We start from the raw sequence: 17,142 nt of genomic DNA on the forward strand, positions 1-17,142 counted from the left end.
GACAAGCAGGCCTTCGACGACGGGCGGGCCTGAGACCGCGGCGGCGGACCTGGCGGCCCGCCGCCGATCGCGTCAATCGCGCGGCTTTTCCTGCATCTCGAAGGTTTCGATGAAGTCGCCCTCGCGAATGTCGCGATACCCGAGAGTGATGCCGCACTCGTATCCTTCGCGGACCTCGGTGACGTCGTCCTTTTCCCGGCGCAGCGAGACGATCTCGAGATCGGGGGCGACCACGACGCCGTCGCGGACCAAGCGGGCCTTCGCGCCGCGTCGAATCGTGCCCGAGCGCACGATCGAACCGGCGATGTTTCCGAACTTGCCGGAGCGGAACACCTGGCGGATTTCGGCCGCGGCCAGCTGAACTTCCTCGAAGATCGGCTTGAGCATGCCCTTGAGGGCGGCTTCGACGTCTTCGATGGCGGAGTAGATGACCGAGTAGAACTTCATGTCCACGCCCTCGCGGTCGGCGATCTCCTGGACGCGTTCGGCCGGGCGAACGTTGAATCCGATGATGATCGCGTTGTCGACGGTGGCGAGGTTGACGTCGTTCTGGGTGATGGCGCCCACGCCGCGGTGGATGATCTGCAGCGCGACCTCGTCGCCGACCTCCAGCTCGAGGAGCGAGCTTTCGAGGGCTTCGACGGAGCCGGACGCGTCTCCCTTGATGATGAGATTGAGCGTCTGGACCGTCCCCTGCTTGAGGGCGTCGTTGAGGTTTTCCAGCGAGATCCGCTTGCGGCGCTTGGCGAGCGTTGCCGCGCGCTGGGCCGCTTCGCGCTTGTCCGCGATCTGGCGGGCAGTGCGGTCGTCGGGCGCGACGAGGAAGGAGTCGCCCGCTGCGGGGACCGTGGACATTCCCAAGATCTGCACGGGACGCGACGGCTCGGCCTCTTCGACCGCGCCTCCGCCGTCGTCGAACATCGCCCTGACTCGGCCGTGGGCCGTTCCGACGACGAGGGAGTCGCCGATGCGGAGCGTGCCCGTCTGGACGAGCGCCGTGACGACGGCGCCCCGGCCCTGGTCGAGCTTTGCCTCGATCGCGACGCCGCGGGCGTCCCGGTTCGGATTGGCGCGCAGATCGAGGTCGGCGTCGGCCGTGTAGAGGATGGCCTCGAGCAGATCGTCGATGCCGGTGCGCAGCTTCGCGGAGATGTCGACGAACATCGTGTCGCCGCCGTACTCTTCCGTGACGATCCCGTACTCGGTCAGCTGGCCGCGGATCTTCTCCGGGTTGGCGCCGTCGACGTCGATCTTGTTGACCGCGACGATGATCTTGACGCCCGCCGCCTGCGCGTGGTTGACGGCCTCGATCGTTTGGGGCATGACGCCGTCGTCCGCTGCGACGACGAGCACGGCGATGTCGGTGACGTCGGCCCCTCGCGCACGCATCTGGGTGAAGGCCTCGTGGCCGGGCGTGTCAATGAAGGTGATCGCCCTGTCCTGGCCCTCGTAGTCGAGATGCACCTGGTAGGCGCCGATGTGCTGGGTGATGCCGCCGTGCTCGGTGTCGATGACGTGAGTCGAGCGGATCGCGTCCAGCAGCTTCGTCTTGCCGTGGTCGACGTGGCCCATGACGGTGACGACCGGGGGCCGCGCGACAAGGTCCTTGTCGTCCTCGGCCTCGTCCTCCGCCTCGAGGTCGATGTCGAAGGCCTCGAGGATCTCGCGGTCTTCGTCTTCGGGCGAGAGGATCTGGACGTCGTAGCCGAGCTCGGCTCCGAGCAGGGTGAACGTGTCTTCGTCGAGCGATTGATTGGCCGTGGCCATCTCGCCCATGCGGAACAGAACGGCGATGAGGGCGGCGGAGCTTGCGCCGATGCGCTCGGCGAAGTCGGCGAGGGATGCGCCTGCGCGAACCCGGACCACCGTGGATCCGTCGCCGCGGGGAACCTCGATGCCCGCGACCATGGGAGAGGACTGCGCCTCGAACTCTTCGCGCTTGGCCCTTCTCGATTTGCGGCCGCGCGAGGGGCGCCCGCCCTGCCGTCCGAACGCGCCGGCCGTTGAGCCGCCGCGGGACTTCCCGCCGGACCGGGTGAAGCCGCCGCCGCGGTTTCCGGGTCCGCCTGGACCGCCGCGGCCCGGGCCTCCGGAGCGTCCCCTGTTGCCGCCCGAGGAGGAACGCCCCGCCGGCTGGGCGGACGACCTGTCGGGCATCATGCTCGGGTTGGGGCGCTGAGCGCCGGAACGCGGGCGCGAGGAGCCTGATCGGCCTCCCGACTTGCCCTGCTGACGCTGACCGCCGCCGGGGCGGGGCATTCCCTGCGCGGGCGCGAACGGATTGTTGCCAGGGCGCGGCGCCTGAGGCTTCGGCCCCCCGCCGCCGGGGCGGGGCATTCCCTGCGCGGGCGCGAACGGATTGTTGCCAGGGCGCGGCGCCTGGGGCTTCGGCCCCCCGCCGCCGGAACGCTTCTTCTTCGGATTCGAAGGCTTAGGGGCCTTGGACTTGTCCCCGGCCGGCTTGGGCGCAGAGGGCTTCGGGGCGCCGGGCTTGGGCGCAGCCGGCTTGGCAGCCTTCGCCCCGGCCGCTTCACGCGGCTTGTCCGTTTTCTCCGCGGGCGCCTTGGAACTGGAAGCCGCAGCAGCGGGTCCGGGCTTGGGTCCCGGAACCGGTGCGCCGCCGCTTTGGGCTCGGGGCGCGGTCCGCTCGGCTGCGGGGGACGCCTGCGCCGACGTCGAGCCGTCGCCCGGCGCATCCTTGCCTTCAGGCGCACGGGCACGAGAGGGGCTCTGGGACTTTGCGCCGTCGGCCTTTTCAGCGTCAGGATCGACGGCGCGCTCGCCCGACTTGCCTGCCTTGGCCTGCGAGGCGGGCTTCTTGGCGGATTTCTTCTTCTTTTCAATTAGCTCGGGGTGAGCTTCGATGTATTCGTGCGCTTTGCGCACGACGGGCGCCTCGATGGTCGACGAGGCGGACTTGACGAATTCGCCGCTTTCCTTGAGCACTTCGAGCAGCTTTTTGCTCGTTATGCCCAATTCCTTGGCGAGTTCATGGACGCGGACCTTGGCCACAGTTCTCCTTCGTACGGGCCAGTGTCGCGCACAGGCCCACTAGTGCTGGCAGCTCATCGCTGGGTACTCATCGGGTGCCCATCGGGTCTCTACCCGCTTTCTTATCTCGACTCTCGGACGGGTTTCCGTCCGACGGGACAAGCAACTCCTCCACTGCCCCCGTATCGAGAGGCGCAGCTTTGAGAGCGCGCTCGAAGGCCCGCGAGCGCACCGCACGTTTAAGACACGAGAGATCGGGATGCACCCAAGCTCCGCGGCCTTGCATCGTTCCGCGCGAATCCACGACAACCGCGGATTCGCGCCGCACCACGCGGACCATTTCCATACGGCTGCCCTTGAGCCTGCATCCAATGCAGGTACGAGGTCGACCTGTCACCAGCCTCCTCCTTCAAGAACGCCATTGGGTATTTTAGCGCTTTTACGCCGAAGATGCCGAAACGGCCGGGCCGAAGAAGGGAGCGCTCACTCACATTCAGTCGTCGAAGGCGTCCAGATCGTCCGATTCCTTGCGGATGTCAATCGACCAGCCGGTCAGTTTGGCGGCAAGGCGCACATTCTGCGCCTCTTTCCCGATCGCGAGCGACGTCTGCCCGTCGGGGACTATCGCCCTCGCCTGGCGTTCGGCCTTGTCGAGGATATCGACGCGCACGACTTTGGCGGGCGAGAGGGACGCCGCGATGAAGGCCTTGGGATCGTCGTCGTAGTCGACTATGTCGATTTTCTCGCCGCCAAGCTCGGTGGTGACCGCGCGCACTCGCTGCCCGTTGTGCCCGATGCACGCGCCTTTTGCGTTGACGTCCGGGATGTCCGACCACACGGCGATCTTCGCGCGGTGCCCCGCCTCTCTGGCAAGCGCGACGATTTCGACCGTGCCGTCCTGGATTTCAGGCACCTCCATCTCGAAGAGCTTGCGCGCGAAGTCAGGATGGGTCCGCGAGAGGCGGACGGAAGCGCCGCGAGTGCCCACGGACACCTCGAGGACGAGGGCCCGAATGTGGTCGCCGTGGCGGAACCTCTCCGTCGGCACCTGCTCCTCAACCCGCAAGATGGCCTCGTGTTCGCCGACGTCGACCAGCAGGTCTCGGCTGTCGTGGCGAGGGTTCTGTTGGACGACGCCGGAGACGACCTCGCCCTGCTTCCCCTTGAACGATCCGAGCACCCTGTCCGTCTCGGCGTCGCGCAGGCGCTGCGCGATGATCGACCGCGCCGTGGACGTCGCGATGCGGCCGAAGTCTCCGGGGGTGTCGTCGAATTCGCCGATGACCTCCCCCTCCTCGTCGACCTCGGGCGCATAGACCGTGACCTTGCCGGTGTTCCGGTCCATTTCCACCCGGGCGCCGCGCACCGCCCCCGGAACGCGTTGATAGGCGTGAAGCAACGCGTCCTCGATCGCACCCACGATCACGTCGACGCTGATGCCAAGCTCGCTTTCGACGATGCGAAGCTCGTTCATCTGAATGTCCATCAGTCTTCTTCCTCCTCGATCGCGGACTGCGGAGCCCGGCTCATATCGATCTTGACACGGCCGGAGACGACCTCGGCCATGGGCACGCTGCGTCGACTCCCCTCGACTTGGACGTTCAACGCGTCGCCGGAAAGGCTCACGAGCCGGCCGACGACGCTCTTCCCGTCAACCGTGCGCAGCTCCACGAGGCGGCCTTGCGCCCTGGAAAAATGGCGGGGTTCGCGCAGCGAGCGCTCGGCGCCGGGAGTCGAAACCTCCAGCGTGTACGCGCCTTGCACCAAGTCGACGTCGTCGAGCCGCTGCGAGATGTCGCGTGAAACCTCGGTCAGCCGGTCGGAATCGACTCCCCCGGGGCCGGAGGGCAGGTCGACGACGACTTTGACGACGAGGTTCTTGCCGCCCCTGCCGATCTTCACCGCTTCCAGGTAAAGTCCCCGCGAGGCGACGACTTCGTCCAGTGCCGTGGAAATGCTCTCGGTCATCTCTGCGTTTTCCCGGCGTTCCTGGTGCGGACGGCGCGAATTGCGGGAGTCGCGACGCCCACCGGGATGAGTTCTACGTGACGGTGCCATGCCCCTAGCCTACCGATTCATCGCCCCGGAGCGAGTGAAATGTGGGATCGCGCCCGTGGCAAAATTGGTTCATGACATCTCGTCGCTTAGTTTTCGGCCTTTCCGCTCTTCTGGCGGTGCTCATAATCGGCCTGCTCATCGCATCGGGCGTGCGCTTCGACAATCAGGACGTCGAACCGGCGCCCGCTTCGAGCCAGGAGCGCAAGCGCCAGGCGCTCGCTGAAAAGTCGACGCTCATCGCCGATGCGGCGAAGCGGCTGGCCGCCTCGTCGCCGAATTCGAGCGTTTTTCCCCGTGTGGAAAGCGCCGCCTCCGCGTATGCCTCCGCGTTGGGAGGGGTGTGGAGGCCGTGGCCGAACGGCGCGCCTTCGGGACGCACGAACCCGCCGGTTTCGACCTCGGCGCCGGCGAACGCGGATGCCTCCTTCCTTGCCCTCAAACTCGGCGAGCTCTCGCGAGAGGCCGTTGCGGCCGCCAATTCGGCCCCGGCTTCGCAACGCCAAACCTATCTTTCGGTCGCTCTCGACGCCCGTCTTCAGGCCGTGGGCGTGGCGACGCACGCCGGGGGCAAGGCCTCATGCGGCGACGTCGATCCGGTCGCCGCGGGCAAGGCGGCGGCGACCGAGGAAGCCCTTTCGGGCGTCGAGGCGGCCCGCCAATGGCTGGAGACGGACGTCGCCTCCCTTCCCGCGAATCAACGGCAGGCGGGAATCTCCCGGATCGACTCGATCAAAGCCGCCCAGTCGGCGATGATCTCCTCCGGCGCCAAGGACAGGCGCCCGGCCGTCGTCGCCCTTCCCAAGCTCGCCGCGGGCGAGACCTTGAGGGGCGCCGCGCTGAAAAGAAGCTCAAGTGCGCTCGTGAGCGGCGCGGCGAAAGCCGACAAACCCAACGGGGAGGCGGCTGTCAGCTACGCCTGCTCTCTGTATGCCACGCAAGAGGAACGCGACAGCGCGGGGACGCTCCTGAAGAAATAGCGGGCCAAACCGCCCGGACGCGAGCCTATAAACCGCCTGGACGTCAGCTCTGCGCGGACAAGGCGGACCGGACGAGCTCGCCGACTCGCTCGCGGACTTGCTCGATCGGCGCCTCGATCGTTTCTCCGGCCCGGTCTCGGATCTCTACGCGTCCCTCGGCCAGCCCGCGTCCGACGACGACGCCGAAGGGCACGCCCAGCAGCTCGTAGTCGGCGAACTTCACTCCGGCGCTGACCTTGCGGCGGTCGTCGAGCAGCACTTCGACTCCGTCGGCCTCCAAACCGGCGGCGATTTCCTCGGCGGCGGCGTAAAGGGAGTCGTCCTTTCCGGCGGCGACGATGTGAACGTGCGCGGGCGCCACGCTCGCCGGCCACATCAAGCCCCGCCCGTCGTGGTTCTCCTCGGCGAGCGCGGCCAGAACCCGGGTGATCCCGATTCCGTAGGATCCCATCGTCACGGTTCGGCTCTTTCCGTTCTCGTCGAGGACGGAAAGGCCGAGGGCCTTCGCATACTTGCGGCCCAGCTGGAATATGTGCCCGACCTCGATTCCCTTGGCGATCTCCAAGGGGCCCGAGCCGTCGGGCGCCTCGTCCCCGGCGCGCACCTCGGCCGCCTCGATTGAGCCGTCGGCCTCGAAATCACGCCCGTAGACGAGGCCGACCACGTGAACGTCCGGCTTGTTCGCCCCGGTCACCCAACGCGACCCCCTCGCGACGTGGGGATCAAGGAGGTAGCGCGGAGCAGGCGGCTCCGCCTCGGCCGGACGCGCCGACTGCGGCCCGACCGCTTGAGGCCCGATGTATCCGGGGACCAGCTCCGGATAGGCTTCGAGGTCTTCCGGCGTCGCCATCTCGACCTCGGCGGGGGCGAGCGCCGCCTCCACCCGCTTCATGTCGACGTCCCGGTCGCCCGGCAGCCCGATGACGATCACCTCGCGCTTGCCGTCGGGATGGACGGCCGCGACGACGACGTTCTTCAGGGTGTCCGCGGCCGTCCACAGTCCGTCGGGCTTCGGCGCCGCCTCGTTCACCGCGTCAACCAGCGTGGCGATCGTCGAGGCTCCGGGGGTGACTATCTCGATAGGCTGGCCGAAGGAGGATGAATCGACCTCGACCGGCGGGACCGTGGTGACCGCCTCGGTGTTGGCCGCGTACCCTCCGGCGGAGCGCACGAAGGCGTCCTCCCCGATTTCGCAGGGAAAGAGGAACTCCTCGCTTCGCGATCCCCCCATCGCACCGGAGACCGCCGAGCATATGACGAAGGGCAGGCCAAGCCGGGCGAAGATTCTCTGGTAGGCGGATCGCATGGCGGCGTAGGAGGCGTCCAACCCCGCTTCATCGACGTCGAAGGAGTAGGCGTCCTTCATCACGAACTCGCGGCTGCGGATGACCCCGGCCCTCGGGCGGGCCTCGTCGCGATACTTCGTTTGAATCTGGTAGAGCGAGAGCGGAAGGTCCTTGTACGAGGAGTACATGTCCTTGACCAGCAGGGTGAAAAGCTCTTCGTGCGTCGGCGCCAAGAGGTAGTCCGATTCTTTGCGGTCCTTGAGCTTGAACAGCGTGGGTCCGTAATCGCTCCACCGGCCCGAGGCCTCGTAGGGTTCGCGCGGCAAGAGCGCAGGGAAATGGACCTCCTGGCTGCCGGCCGCCTCCATCTCTTCGCGCACGATCCTCTCGATCTTTCTCAGCACCCGGAGGCCAAGCGGCAGCCACGTGTAGATTCCGGGGGCCGCGCGGCGGATGTACCCCGCCCGCACGAGAAGCCTGTGGCTGGCGACTTCGGCGTCGGCCGGATCTTCGCGCAGCGTACGAACGAAAAGAGACGACATTCTAAGCACGGGTACAAGCATACCGGGCGGCCTGCCGAAGCCGTCGAATCCGACGGGCCGCGCCCGTCTTTCGCCGCATTCGCTGCCTCGCCGCTCCCCCGTTTTCGCCGCGCCCCGGTGCGGCCGGCCGCGCACGGCATTCGGCAGCACCGTGCCTCGGGCCCCGCCCGCACGGCTATATGTATATCGTGGTCCATTCTCCGACGGCGTCGAAGCCCACCTTGCGGTAGACGGCGACGGCGGGCTCGTTGAAGTCGTTGACGTAGAGGGAGACGGTCGAAGCGACCTTTTCCCGAATGAGGGCGACGGAGGCGGCGATCCCCGATGTGGCGATGCCGCGCCCCCTCAGATCCGGCGGCACCCACACCCCTTGGATCTGCGCCACGCCGCCGGCCAAGGCGCCGACGTCGGCCTTGAAGACGACGCGCTCGCCCACGCCGTCGGCTGCGGGCGCCGTGCGAATGAACGTGTGGCCGCGCATGACGAGGCCTTCGGCTCGTCTCTCATAGGCGTTGCCAAAGGCGGTCGGGTCCTGCCCCACTTCCTCGATGTACATTGCCACGGAGGCCGGAAAGACGATGGGCATGTCTGAAAGCTCAGCCTGCCGGACAAGCGGATCCGGGGCCGTCTTGAGCCTTTCGCCCATGACCATCGAGTGCTGCCGCCTGCGAATTTCACGGGCCGGCCCCCATTGGCTCTCCACCCGTTCCCACAGGCCCATCACCTGGTCGCTGGGGCCCACCATCGACGTCGCCGACCGCCACTTCCCGAGCAGCTCTTCGGCGAGGAGGTCAAGGCCCGCGGCGTCGAAGCCGAGGGGAATGACGTTGCCCCAGTCCCACGCGAACCCCGTGAGCTCGTTGGCGGCGTCGAACAAGCCGATTCCCCTGTGGCCGGAAAGCCCCATGTCTTCCACGGCCACCCGCGCAAGGACCGCATCCACCGGTCTGCTTTCGAAGAAACGCAAGACTGCCTCCGCGTCGGAGGATCCGAGGGAGCGCATGCCGGGGCAGCGTTTGCGATTGAGCCAGGACACGTCGACCGCTCAGAATGCCTGAACCACGGGCTTGTCGCCTTCGGCGGCCTCGCCCATTTCCTCAGCCATCTCGTTGGCGTACTTCAGCAGGGTCTCGACGATCTGGTCTTCAGGGACCGTCTCGACCACCTGTCCGTGCACGAAGATCTGGCCCTTGCCGTTTCCCGAGGCGCAGCCGAGGTCGGCTTCGCGCGCCTCTCCGGGCCCGTTGACGACGCAGCCCATGACGGCCACCCGCAGCGGCGCCTTGACGTCCTTGAGCCCTTCCTCGACGGATTCGGCGAGCGTCCACACGTCCACCTGGGCGCGCCCGCACGAGGGACAGGAGACGATCTCGAGCTTGCGCGGACGCAGCCCCATGAATTCGAGGAGCTTGGATCCGACCTTCACCTCTTCGACGGGAGGCGCCGAGAGGGAGACGCGGATCGTGTCGCCGATCCCCTGCGCCAGGAGCGTGCCGAAGGCAGCGGCGGATTTGATGGTTCCCTGGAAGGCGGGGCCCGCCTCGGTGACGCCGAGATGGAGGGGCCAGTCGCCTCGCTCGGCAAGCATCTGGTAGGCCCGCACCATCGTGACGACGTCGTGGTGCTTGACCGAAATCTTGAAGTCGCGGAAACCGCATTCCTCGAAGAGGGATGCCTCCCAGACGGCGGATTCGACGAGCGCCTCCGGGGTGGCGGAGCCGTATTTTTTGAGCAGCCGCGGGTCGAGCGACCCAGCGTTGACGCCGATGCGAAGGGAGACGCCGCAGTCCGAGGCGGCCTTGCAGATGTCGGCGACCTTGTCGTCGAACTTCCTTATGTTTCCGGGGTTGACCCGAACGGCCCCGCATCCGGCCTCAATGGCGGCGAAAACGTACTTGGGCTGGAAGTGAATGTCCGCTATGACGGGGATTCTGGACTGCTGGGCTATGATCTTCAGCGCGGAGGCGTCTTTGTCCGTGGGGCACGCAACGCGGACGATGTCGCACCCGGCGGCCGTGAGCTCGGCGATCTGCTGGAGGGTCGAGCCGATGTCGTGGGTCTTCGTCGTGGTCATCGACTGCACTGAAATCGGGGCGTCGCCGCCGACGGCGACGCCCCCGACCTGGATCTGACGCGTGCGCTTCCTCGGGGAGAGGACATTGAGCTCGGGGCGCAGGCCCGGCATGCCAAGGTCAACAATCACGCGTCCAAGTATCCCACGTGAACCGCGACGATGTGATCTCGGGCCTGTCTGTGTGACGGGAGAATCAGCCGCTGCGACTTCACTCGCCGTGTGTGAAAGCCCGCGCCGGCTTGACGAAGGCCAGGCTCACGGCCGCCGCGAGCAGACTCAACCCTCCCGCGATGAGCGAAACGGAGACGAGGAAGAAGCTCACGCTCGTCGGCACTCCGATGTTGTCCAAAATCGAGGGATGGTCCTCTGCGCCGTCGTTCTCATACATGCTCAGTCCGTAAAGGATCGCGCTTGCGTAGACGGCCGTCAAAAAAACGGCCGTCGGAGCCGGCATTGCGCGCGCGACGTCGTTCGAACGCTTCATTCGCGAATGCGTGACGATCCGCACGAGCAGAAGGCCGAAAAGCGCGATCGGGGAAAGGAACAGAACGCCGATGAAAACCATCCAGCCTTTTTTGCACACGCCTCCGGGCATAAGCGTGATCGCCGCGACGACGCCGAGCATCATCAAGCCTTGGCGCCTGTAGACGAAGCGTCGAAGCCCGGGCATGGCGGGGCCGCCTCCCCTTCTTTGCCTGCTCGGCGGGCCAGGCTGGCCTCGCACGGGCGGGGTCGATTTTCCGGCCCCGTCGGCTGTCGGCTCGCTCGCCAGGGCGGATGCGACCGCCGCAAGGAGCAAAACGACCATGACCGGGGCGGTGAGACGAAGAGCCGCGCCGCGGTCGAGTCCGCGCACGTGAAAAAGCCTTGTGCCGAAGGCTAGGCAGACAACGACGAAGGACGCGCAGGCGCAGTAGGCGACAAGACAGGCGGCCGTCGGCCTTCCCAAACCGAGAACCCCGATTTTGCGGGCTTTTGTCGCGCTTGCAATCCAGGCCGCCGTCTGCCCGATGAGCATGGTCAGGGCCATACCCAGAACCATGGCGACGTCGGAGGAGTCCCCGGTTGCCGCGTACGCCGCGTAGTACGAGGCGAGGCAAGCCAGCGGCACGACGAAGGCCAAAATGCCCTGCAGCCGATACAGGCCGTACATGCTGCCGAGCGTCGGCCGTTCCTCTCGGTCTGGAAGGCTCTCGCCCCCCTTCTCTTGGCAGGGCGCAGGCCCATGGGGCGCATTCGGGTCTCCGGCGGAGCTGCTTGTATCGTCGGGCATGTTTATAACTCCTGCCTTCCGCCTTGGACGAAGGAGGGCAGCGCAGTGTTTTTCTGCACTTACCCTCGCGCTCGCAAGCATCCAGCGCCTACGAGGATATGAATGGACTTCCGTCGCCGTCAAGAGTTCCGCGCTCGGAAACCTTCCGGTCAACGAGAACAGACTTTTCCTTATCAGGCTTCTTCGGAGTGTCGCAAAACGACGTCGCCAGCGCCAAGAGCAGGGAGAAGACGCCGAAATAGACGCTGAAAACGGCCACGGACATCGAGGTTTCAAAAGAGAAGCCGATTCTGCGGAGGAAAGGCGGATGGCTTCCTTCCCCGCCGAATCCTCCCATGCTGAGCGCGTAGGCGAATACACAGAGATAGTAAGAGCACAGAAAGGTCGATACGACGTAGCCGAGTGCAAAGACGCCGCTGGAGATGGCGCGCACCATCGTCACAATGAAAATCAGCATTTGAGCAAGAAGCATCACGGGAAGAAACAAGCAAATCGCGATCATGTCGATCGCAACGTCGTTTCCTGACCATTTCGGCACCAAAATCGTCAAAAAGGGCGCAAAATAGATCATCGCAATTTGGAAGAAAAGCATGAACCGAACGAACCATCCCGGCGTTCGGGGCTCGGGCTCGGTGCGCGCGGCAGCTCGTTTTCCAGCGATCGCCGACATCCTTCTTCCGCGTCCGCCCTTTCTTTCTGCACGCAGACGGTTTGGTTTGTTTTGGGCCTCTTTCTTGCGTTCTTTCTGCAGAAAAACGCCCAGCAGATCGCCGAAGGCGTCGTCGGCGCGATCGTCCATTTGCCCGTTCCCTCGCTCTCGTTTCTGTCAGGTACCTCCGGCTTTCGTCTCGGCTCGAGCGTCTGCCCAGCGGGCCCGGACGGGACCGCGAGATCACCGGTTTTCCATGTCCGAGGCCTCTCCCGGGTCCGCGTCTTTCAGGTCCGCGCCTCCTATGTCGGAGCGTCCCGTGTGCACGCGCGCCTGGCGCCCAAAGTCCCCGGCCCGTCGGCCAGCGAAACCATCGGCGTCACAAGCAACATGACGGCGCCGACTAGCGCGGCAAGGTCGACGAGCGAAGCGTTCGTCCCGCTCGAGACTCCCATTCTCATGAGAAACGACGGATGCGCGTTCACGTCGTCGGTCTCCGCAGCGGACAGAATGTAAAGGACGACGCGGCGGCGAAAGCGCTTCGGCTCGAAGACGACGTCGCGAACGCGGCGTCGGCGCCAAAACGCCGTCACCGTCAAAACTATCACCGAAGCGATGCGCCCGCCTGCGTTTTCAAGAGGAGACTCGGAGCAGGGCGGAGCGGGCCGGCTACAGAAGCTTGACCGGGTTGACGACGTCGGCCACGACGAGGACGACGGTCATGGCGATGAAGGCGATCGCGACGGCGTAGCTGAGAGGCATGAGACGCGCGGTGTCGATCGGGCCCGGGTCGGGGCGTCTGCGCCTTCGGGCGATCGATCGCCGCAGCCCCTCGAATGTGGCGCCGGCCAAATGCCCGCCGTCGAGCGGAAGGAGGGGGATGAGGTTGAAGATGAAGAGCGTCATGTTGAGCGAGCCGATCAGCAAGAGGAGATCGCCGAGGCGCGCCGGCCAGTCGTAGGACTTTGCCTGCACCGAGGCAATGTCCCCCGCCAGATCGGCGACGCCGACGATTCCTACGACGCCCGAGGCGGATCGCTCTTCCCCCGTCACGACGCTTCGGGCGGTTTGCCACAGACCCACGGGAAGCCGAGCGAGCGCTTTGGCCGTCCCTTCCGCCTGCTCAAGGGCCATCCCGGGAACCCGCGCCAGGGAGTCGGATCGGCGTTCGTGCGTGGGAGAAATGCCGACGTAGGGCTTGATCTCGTAGACCGTTTCCCCCCGGGCGTCTTTGACGGCCTTCCCGGAGGCGTCGGTCTTCGGCCGTTTCGTCGCGATCGGGGCGATGCTCAGCGTCGTCGTCGCGCCGCCGCGCCGGACGACGACGTCGGCCTTGTCGGTGCCGCCCTCGGCGATCGCCGCCTGGATATCTTTCCAATCCTTGACGGCGCGTCCGCCCCAGGAGGTGATTTCGTCGCCCGCGCGCAGCCCCGCCTCAGCCGCCGGCGACTTGGGGTCCGAGGCCGCGCACTCGGATTTCTGGGTCACGCACGGCACGACTTTCCCAACCGTCGATGTGGCTTTGGGAAGCCCGATCCCGCATACGACGATCGTCAGGCACACGAAGCACAGGACGAGGTTCGTCAACGGCCCGCCGAACATGACGACGAGCTTCTTCGGAGCCGAAAGCCGCCAAAACGCCTGGGACTCTTCGCCCGGTCCGATTTCGGAGGCGCTTTCGCGGCGCGCCTCTTCGGCCAGCGTGAGCTTGCCCCGCCTGTCGAGCTCTTTGCGCCCGGGCCTGCCCGGCGGAATCATGCCCGCGATCTTCACAAATCCGCCCAGGGGCAGCGCCTTGATCCCGTATTCCGTTCCGCCGGCTTTCTTCGACCACAGGGTGGGGCCGAAGCCGATGAAGTACTGGGAGACCTTCACCCCGAACTTCTTGGCGGGGATCATATGGCCGAGTTCGTGGATTCCCACCGAAATCAGCAAGCCCAATACAAGGAAGAGGATTCCCAGGATTGACATCAAACTCCCATCGTCTCGCGGGCGCGGGCGCGGGCCCATCGGTCGGCCTCGAGCACGCTTTCGTAACTCGGCTCGTCGATTGCTTCGAAAGCCTCCAACACATCGGCGACGGTGTCGACGATGGCGAGGTAGGAGAGCCGCCCGCGCAGGAAGGCTTCGACGCATTCCTCGTTGGCGGCGTTGAAGACGGCGGGGTGCAGCGGCGACTGCACAAGCGCGGCTCGCGCCAGGCCGATTGCGGGAAAGGTCTCGTCGTCAAGCGGCTCGAACGTCCACGCTGCCGGCTTGTCCCAGTCGTTCGCGGGGACGACGTCGGCAAGCCGCCGCGGCCAGGACAGGCCGAGCGCGATGGGAAGCCTCATGTCCGGCGGCGACGCCTGGGCGATCGTCGATCCGTCGCGGAATTCGACCATCGAGTGCACCACGGATTGGGGGTGGACGACGGGGACGATGTCGTCGGGGGCGACGTCGAAAAGGTAGGCCGCCTCGATGAGCTCGAGGGCCTTGTTCATGAGTGTCGAGGAGTTGACCGTCACGACCGGCCCCATGTTCCACGTCGGATGGGCGAGCGCCTCCTCCGCGGTGACGCGGGCCAGTTCGGCTCTTGTCTTGCCTCGGAAAGGCCCGCCGGAAGCCGTCAGGACGATCCGCCGCACTTCCGTCGAACCGTCGACGACGGGGCTCGTCAGGCCTTTGCGATGCCGCCCGGACGAGAGGGCTTGAGCTATGGCCGAATGCTCCGAGTCCACGGGGACGATCTGGCCCGGCCGGACCGTCGCCTGCCCGACGAGGGGGCCTCCGACGACGAGGGACTCCTTGTTGGCCAGGGCCAGCGTCGCTCCCGACCGCAGCGCCGCGAGGGTGGGCGCCAGGCCGATCGAACCAGTGACGCCGTTGAGGACCACGTCGTCCTCCCCCGCCATGGAGGCTATCGCCGACATCGCCGACGGGCCGGAGACGATTTCCGGCAGTCGGCCGACGCCGCCGGGACTGCGGGCCGGCTCGGCGACGGCCCCGGCCGAATCGGCGGTGAAAGGGCCGGCGTCCGCTCGTGCGGAGGACGAATCATCGGCCGAGGGGCGTGCTGCACCGCACGCGTCGGACCAGCTTCCGGCGGGGGCATAGGCCGAAAGCGCCTTTGCGAGGGCTGCCTCCGCGGCCGGATCGGCGACCGCCACGGCCTTCGCACCGAATTGCACGGCCTGGCGGGCAAGCAGATCGACGTTTCCTCCGCCCGCTCCGAGTGCGAGAATGCGGAAATCCTCCGGGTTCCGCGCGACGACGTCGAGCGCCTGCGTACCGATGGAACCGGTGGACCCCAAAAGAACCACCCCGCGCTGTGAACCCGCCATCACTCGACTGACAGGAGAACGCTCGCGGCGCGTTCGAGGTAGACGTCGACGACCGACTCGTCGTAAGCGTGATTGTCCTTCGCGGAGCCGAAGACGGCTTCGCGCACCTCGCGCGCCGACAGATCGGTTTTTCCGTCGAAGTAGTCGGAGAGCCTGTCGATGAGTTCGTCGACCTCGATCTTCGAGTAGCCCCACCCGTCTGCCTCGCGGAATCTGCGGCCCACCGGGCGCAAAAGACGCGGGTAGAGGCTCTTGGCGTCCTGATATGTGGTGTTCAGCCAGGCTTTCTCGCCCCGGTCCGCAACGACCAAGGCCCTCCGCTTTTGGACGAAGGCGGCCTCCAGCCTGTCGAGCGCGTCGTCGATCTCAGCGGGCACGTATCCGCCGCGCGCCCTGCTGAAGGCGGCGTTTCGCACGGTGTTCTCGTCGAAAGCCGGAGTCAGCGGCCCGTTGTAGGCATCCTTCGCCCTGCGGAGGAAATCATCGACTTCCTCGATGTCGTATCCCTTGTCGAAGATACCAACCGTGCGAAACGGTCTGTCCTTCATCGCAAAACCCCCTTCGGTCCGTCCGCCCCCGACCCGCGCCTGACGAGCTCGGCGGCCTCGGCGGCCTTGGCCGCCCTTGCAGAAGATCGCGTGACTTCAGCTGCCAACTGTCCGCAGGCGCCGTCAATGTCCGATCCGCGCGTGTCACGTATCGTCGTCGGGATGCCCGCGTCCAGCAAAGTCTGTACAAAAGTATTCTGGGCCTCAGGGGTGCTCGCAGTCCAAATGGAGCCGGGAGTCGGATTGAGGGGAATGGGGTTGACGTGCGCCCACCCTCGGCCACGACGGTTGAGCTCGTCGGCCAACAGCTGCGCGCGCCACTTGTGGTCGTTCATGTCCCGGATGAGGGCGTATTCGACGGAGACGCGACGGCCCGTCTTGGCGAAATAGGAACGGGCGGCGTCGAGCAGTCGACCCACGTTGAATCGCGAGTTGATGGGAATCAGGGGGTCGCGAAGCTCGTTGTCGGGCGCGTGGAGGGAGATCGCCAACGTCACGGGCATGCCCTGCTCGGCGAGCTTCTCGATGAGCGGCGCCATTCCCACGGTTGAAACCGTGACGTTGCGGGCAGACAGGCCGAAGCCGGCGGGCGAAGGCTCAATGATCCGCCGGAGGGCTTTGAGCACCTGTTTCCAATTCGCAAGGGGCTCGCCCATGCCCATGAACACGACGTTGGTCAGGCGGCACGGTTCGCCGAGGTCGCCTCGCGCGGCGGCGAGCATTCCGCAGCGGACCTGTTCGACGATCTCCCCCGCGGACAGGTTGCGCGTGAGCCCTCCTTGACCCGTTGCGCAGAACGGACACGCCATCCCGCATCCGGCCTGGGAGGAAATGCACAGAGTTGCCCTGTCGGGGTATTTCATGAGCACCGTTTCGACCATTGCGCCGTCGAACATCCGCCAAAGCGATTTGATCGTGAGACCCCGGTCCGCGGTCAGGTCGCGGACTTTCGTCAGCAACGGAGGAAGAAACGTTGACACGAGCTCCTCGCGCCCCCGCGCGGGAAGGTCGGTCATTCGCTCCGGGTCGACGTCGAAATGCTCGAAGTAGTGTCTCGACAGCTGATCGGCTCGAAAAGCCGGAAAGCCCGCCTTTGCCACCCTGTCTTTCCTCTCGGCGACGTCAAGGTCCGCCAAGTGTTCGGGCGGCTTGCCCCTGCGCGCCTCCGCGAACGAGAGCAGCGGACGCGGCCCCGATTCGACGGCGGGCATGACTTGGCGGCCGCCGCGGCCAGGCGCGTTTTGGCTCGATTGAGCCTGGGATGGTGGTGGCGTCATAACTCGCCCATTCTCTCACGGTAGGCTCGTTCGTTCGCAACGGCTCGGCTGTCGAATGAGGCACGTTGCGTAGAACGAATCAAGATTCTGTGCAGGCGGGTGCAACGGAAAATTGCGCGCCCTTCCGCCGGTGAGCGAGGCTTG

The 17,142-nt window shown here is 66.1% G+C and carries 15 protein-coding genes; 1 reads left to right on the top strand and 14 read right to left on the bottom strand.

What is annotated here, in order from left to right:
* Positions 1-72: 72 nt before the first annotated feature.
* The 4 genes from infB to A4H34_RS09600 form a co-directional block, all read right to left on the bottom strand.
* Positions 73-3,012, bottom strand: coding sequence for a translation initiation factor IF-2 (infB, locus tag A4H34_RS09590; RefSeq protein ID WP_064231946.1), 2,940 nt, complete (start codon positions 3,010-3,012; stop codon positions 73-75).
* A 67-nt stretch (positions 3,013-3,079) separates the two neighbouring features.
* On the bottom strand, positions 3,080-3,388 hold the full coding sequence (locus A4H34_RS11600) for a YlxR family protein (RefSeq protein WP_407946332.1): 309 nt from the start codon (positions 3,386-3,388) through the stop codon (positions 3,080-3,082).
* A 96-nt stretch (positions 3,389-3,484) separates the two neighbouring features.
* Positions 3,485-4,477, bottom strand: a complete 993-nt coding sequence (nusA, locus tag A4H34_RS09595; RefSeq protein ID WP_064231947.1) for a transcription termination factor NusA — start codon at positions 4,475-4,477, stop codon at positions 3,485-3,487.
* Positions 4,477-4,959: a ribosome maturation factor RimP gene (locus A4H34_RS09600; protein ID WP_009199853.1), complete on the bottom strand. Its 483-nt coding sequence runs from the start codon at positions 4,957-4,959 to the stop codon at positions 4,477-4,479. The genes nusA and A4H34_RS09600 overlap by 1 nt, the downstream gene beginning before the upstream one ends.
* Before the next feature lie 161 nt (positions 4,960-5,120).
* Between A4H34_RS09600 and A4H34_RS09605 the strand changes: the two genes are divergently transcribed.
* Positions 5,121-6,026, top strand: a complete 906-nt coding sequence (locus A4H34_RS09605) for a hypothetical protein (protein WP_064231948.1) — start codon at positions 5,121-5,123, stop codon at positions 6,024-6,026.
* Positions 6,027-6,069: 43 nt separating this feature from the next.
* Here the strand turns inward: A4H34_RS09605 and A4H34_RS09610 are convergent, their stop codons facing one another.
* The 10 genes from A4H34_RS09610 to rlmN all read right to left on the bottom strand — a co-directional run bounded on the left by A4H34_RS09610 (position 6,070) and on the right by rlmN (position 16,932).
* Complete coding sequence (locus tag A4H34_RS09610) at positions 6,070-7,854, bottom strand: proline--tRNA ligase (protein ID WP_082903193.1); 1,785 nt, start codon at positions 7,852-7,854, stop codon at positions 6,070-6,072.
* Between the two features lie 175 nt (positions 7,855-8,029).
* Complete coding sequence (locus A4H34_RS09615) at positions 8,030-8,890, bottom strand: GNAT family N-acetyltransferase (RefSeq protein ID WP_231871028.1); 861 nt, start codon at positions 8,888-8,890, stop codon at positions 8,030-8,032.
* 9 nt (positions 8,891-8,899) lie between these two features.
* Complete coding sequence (gene ispG / locus A4H34_RS09620) at positions 8,900-10,039, bottom strand: flavodoxin-dependent (E)-4-hydroxy-3-methylbut-2-enyl-diphosphate synthase (protein ID WP_064231949.1); 1,140 nt, start codon at positions 10,037-10,039, stop codon at positions 8,900-8,902.
* 97 nt (positions 10,040-10,136) lie between these two features.
* On the bottom strand, positions 10,137-11,201 hold the full coding sequence (locus A4H34_RS09625) for a hypothetical protein (RefSeq protein ID WP_156510320.1): 1,065 nt from the start codon (positions 11,199-11,201) through the stop codon (positions 10,137-10,139).
* 88 nt (positions 11,202-11,289) lie between these two features.
* Positions 11,290-12,000, bottom strand: coding sequence for a hypothetical protein (locus tag A4H34_RS09630; protein WP_064231951.1), 711 nt, complete (start codon positions 11,998-12,000; stop codon positions 11,290-11,292).
* 152 nt (positions 12,001-12,152) lie between these two features.
* Positions 12,153-12,443, bottom strand: a complete 291-nt coding sequence (locus A4H34_RS09635) for a hypothetical protein (RefSeq protein ID WP_156510321.1) — start codon at positions 12,441-12,443, stop codon at positions 12,153-12,155.
* A 76-nt stretch (positions 12,444-12,519) separates the two neighbouring features.
* Complete coding sequence (locus A4H34_RS09640) at positions 12,520-13,821, bottom strand: M50 family metallopeptidase (RefSeq protein WP_082903194.1); 1,302 nt, start codon at positions 13,819-13,821, stop codon at positions 12,520-12,522.
* On the bottom strand, positions 13,821-15,173 hold the full coding sequence (locus A4H34_RS09645) for a 1-deoxy-D-xylulose-5-phosphate reductoisomerase (protein WP_064231954.1): 1,353 nt from the start codon (positions 15,171-15,173) through the stop codon (positions 13,821-13,823). Before A4H34_RS09645 ends, A4H34_RS09640 begins: the two co-directional genes overlap by 1 nt.
* A complete protein-coding gene (locus A4H34_RS09650) occupies positions 15,173-15,721 on the bottom strand; it encodes a DivIVA domain-containing protein (protein WP_009199866.1) in 549 nt (182 codons plus the stop codon). Before A4H34_RS09650 ends, A4H34_RS09645 begins: the two co-directional genes overlap by 1 nt.
* Positions 15,718-16,932: a 23S rRNA (adenine(2503)-C(2))-methyltransferase RlmN gene (rlmN, locus tag A4H34_RS09655; RefSeq protein ID WP_064231955.1), complete on the bottom strand. Its 1,215-nt coding sequence runs from the start codon at positions 16,930-16,932 to the stop codon at positions 15,718-15,720. The genes A4H34_RS09650 and rlmN overlap by 4 nt, the downstream gene beginning before the upstream one ends.
* Positions 16,933-17,142: the final 210 nt, after the last annotated feature.

Source organism: Peptidiphaga gingivicola, from assembly GCF_001652275.1.
In the GTDB taxonomy this organism is placed as follows: Bacteria; Actinomycetota; Actinomycetes; order Actinomycetales; family Actinomycetaceae; genus Peptidiphaga; species Peptidiphaga gingivicola.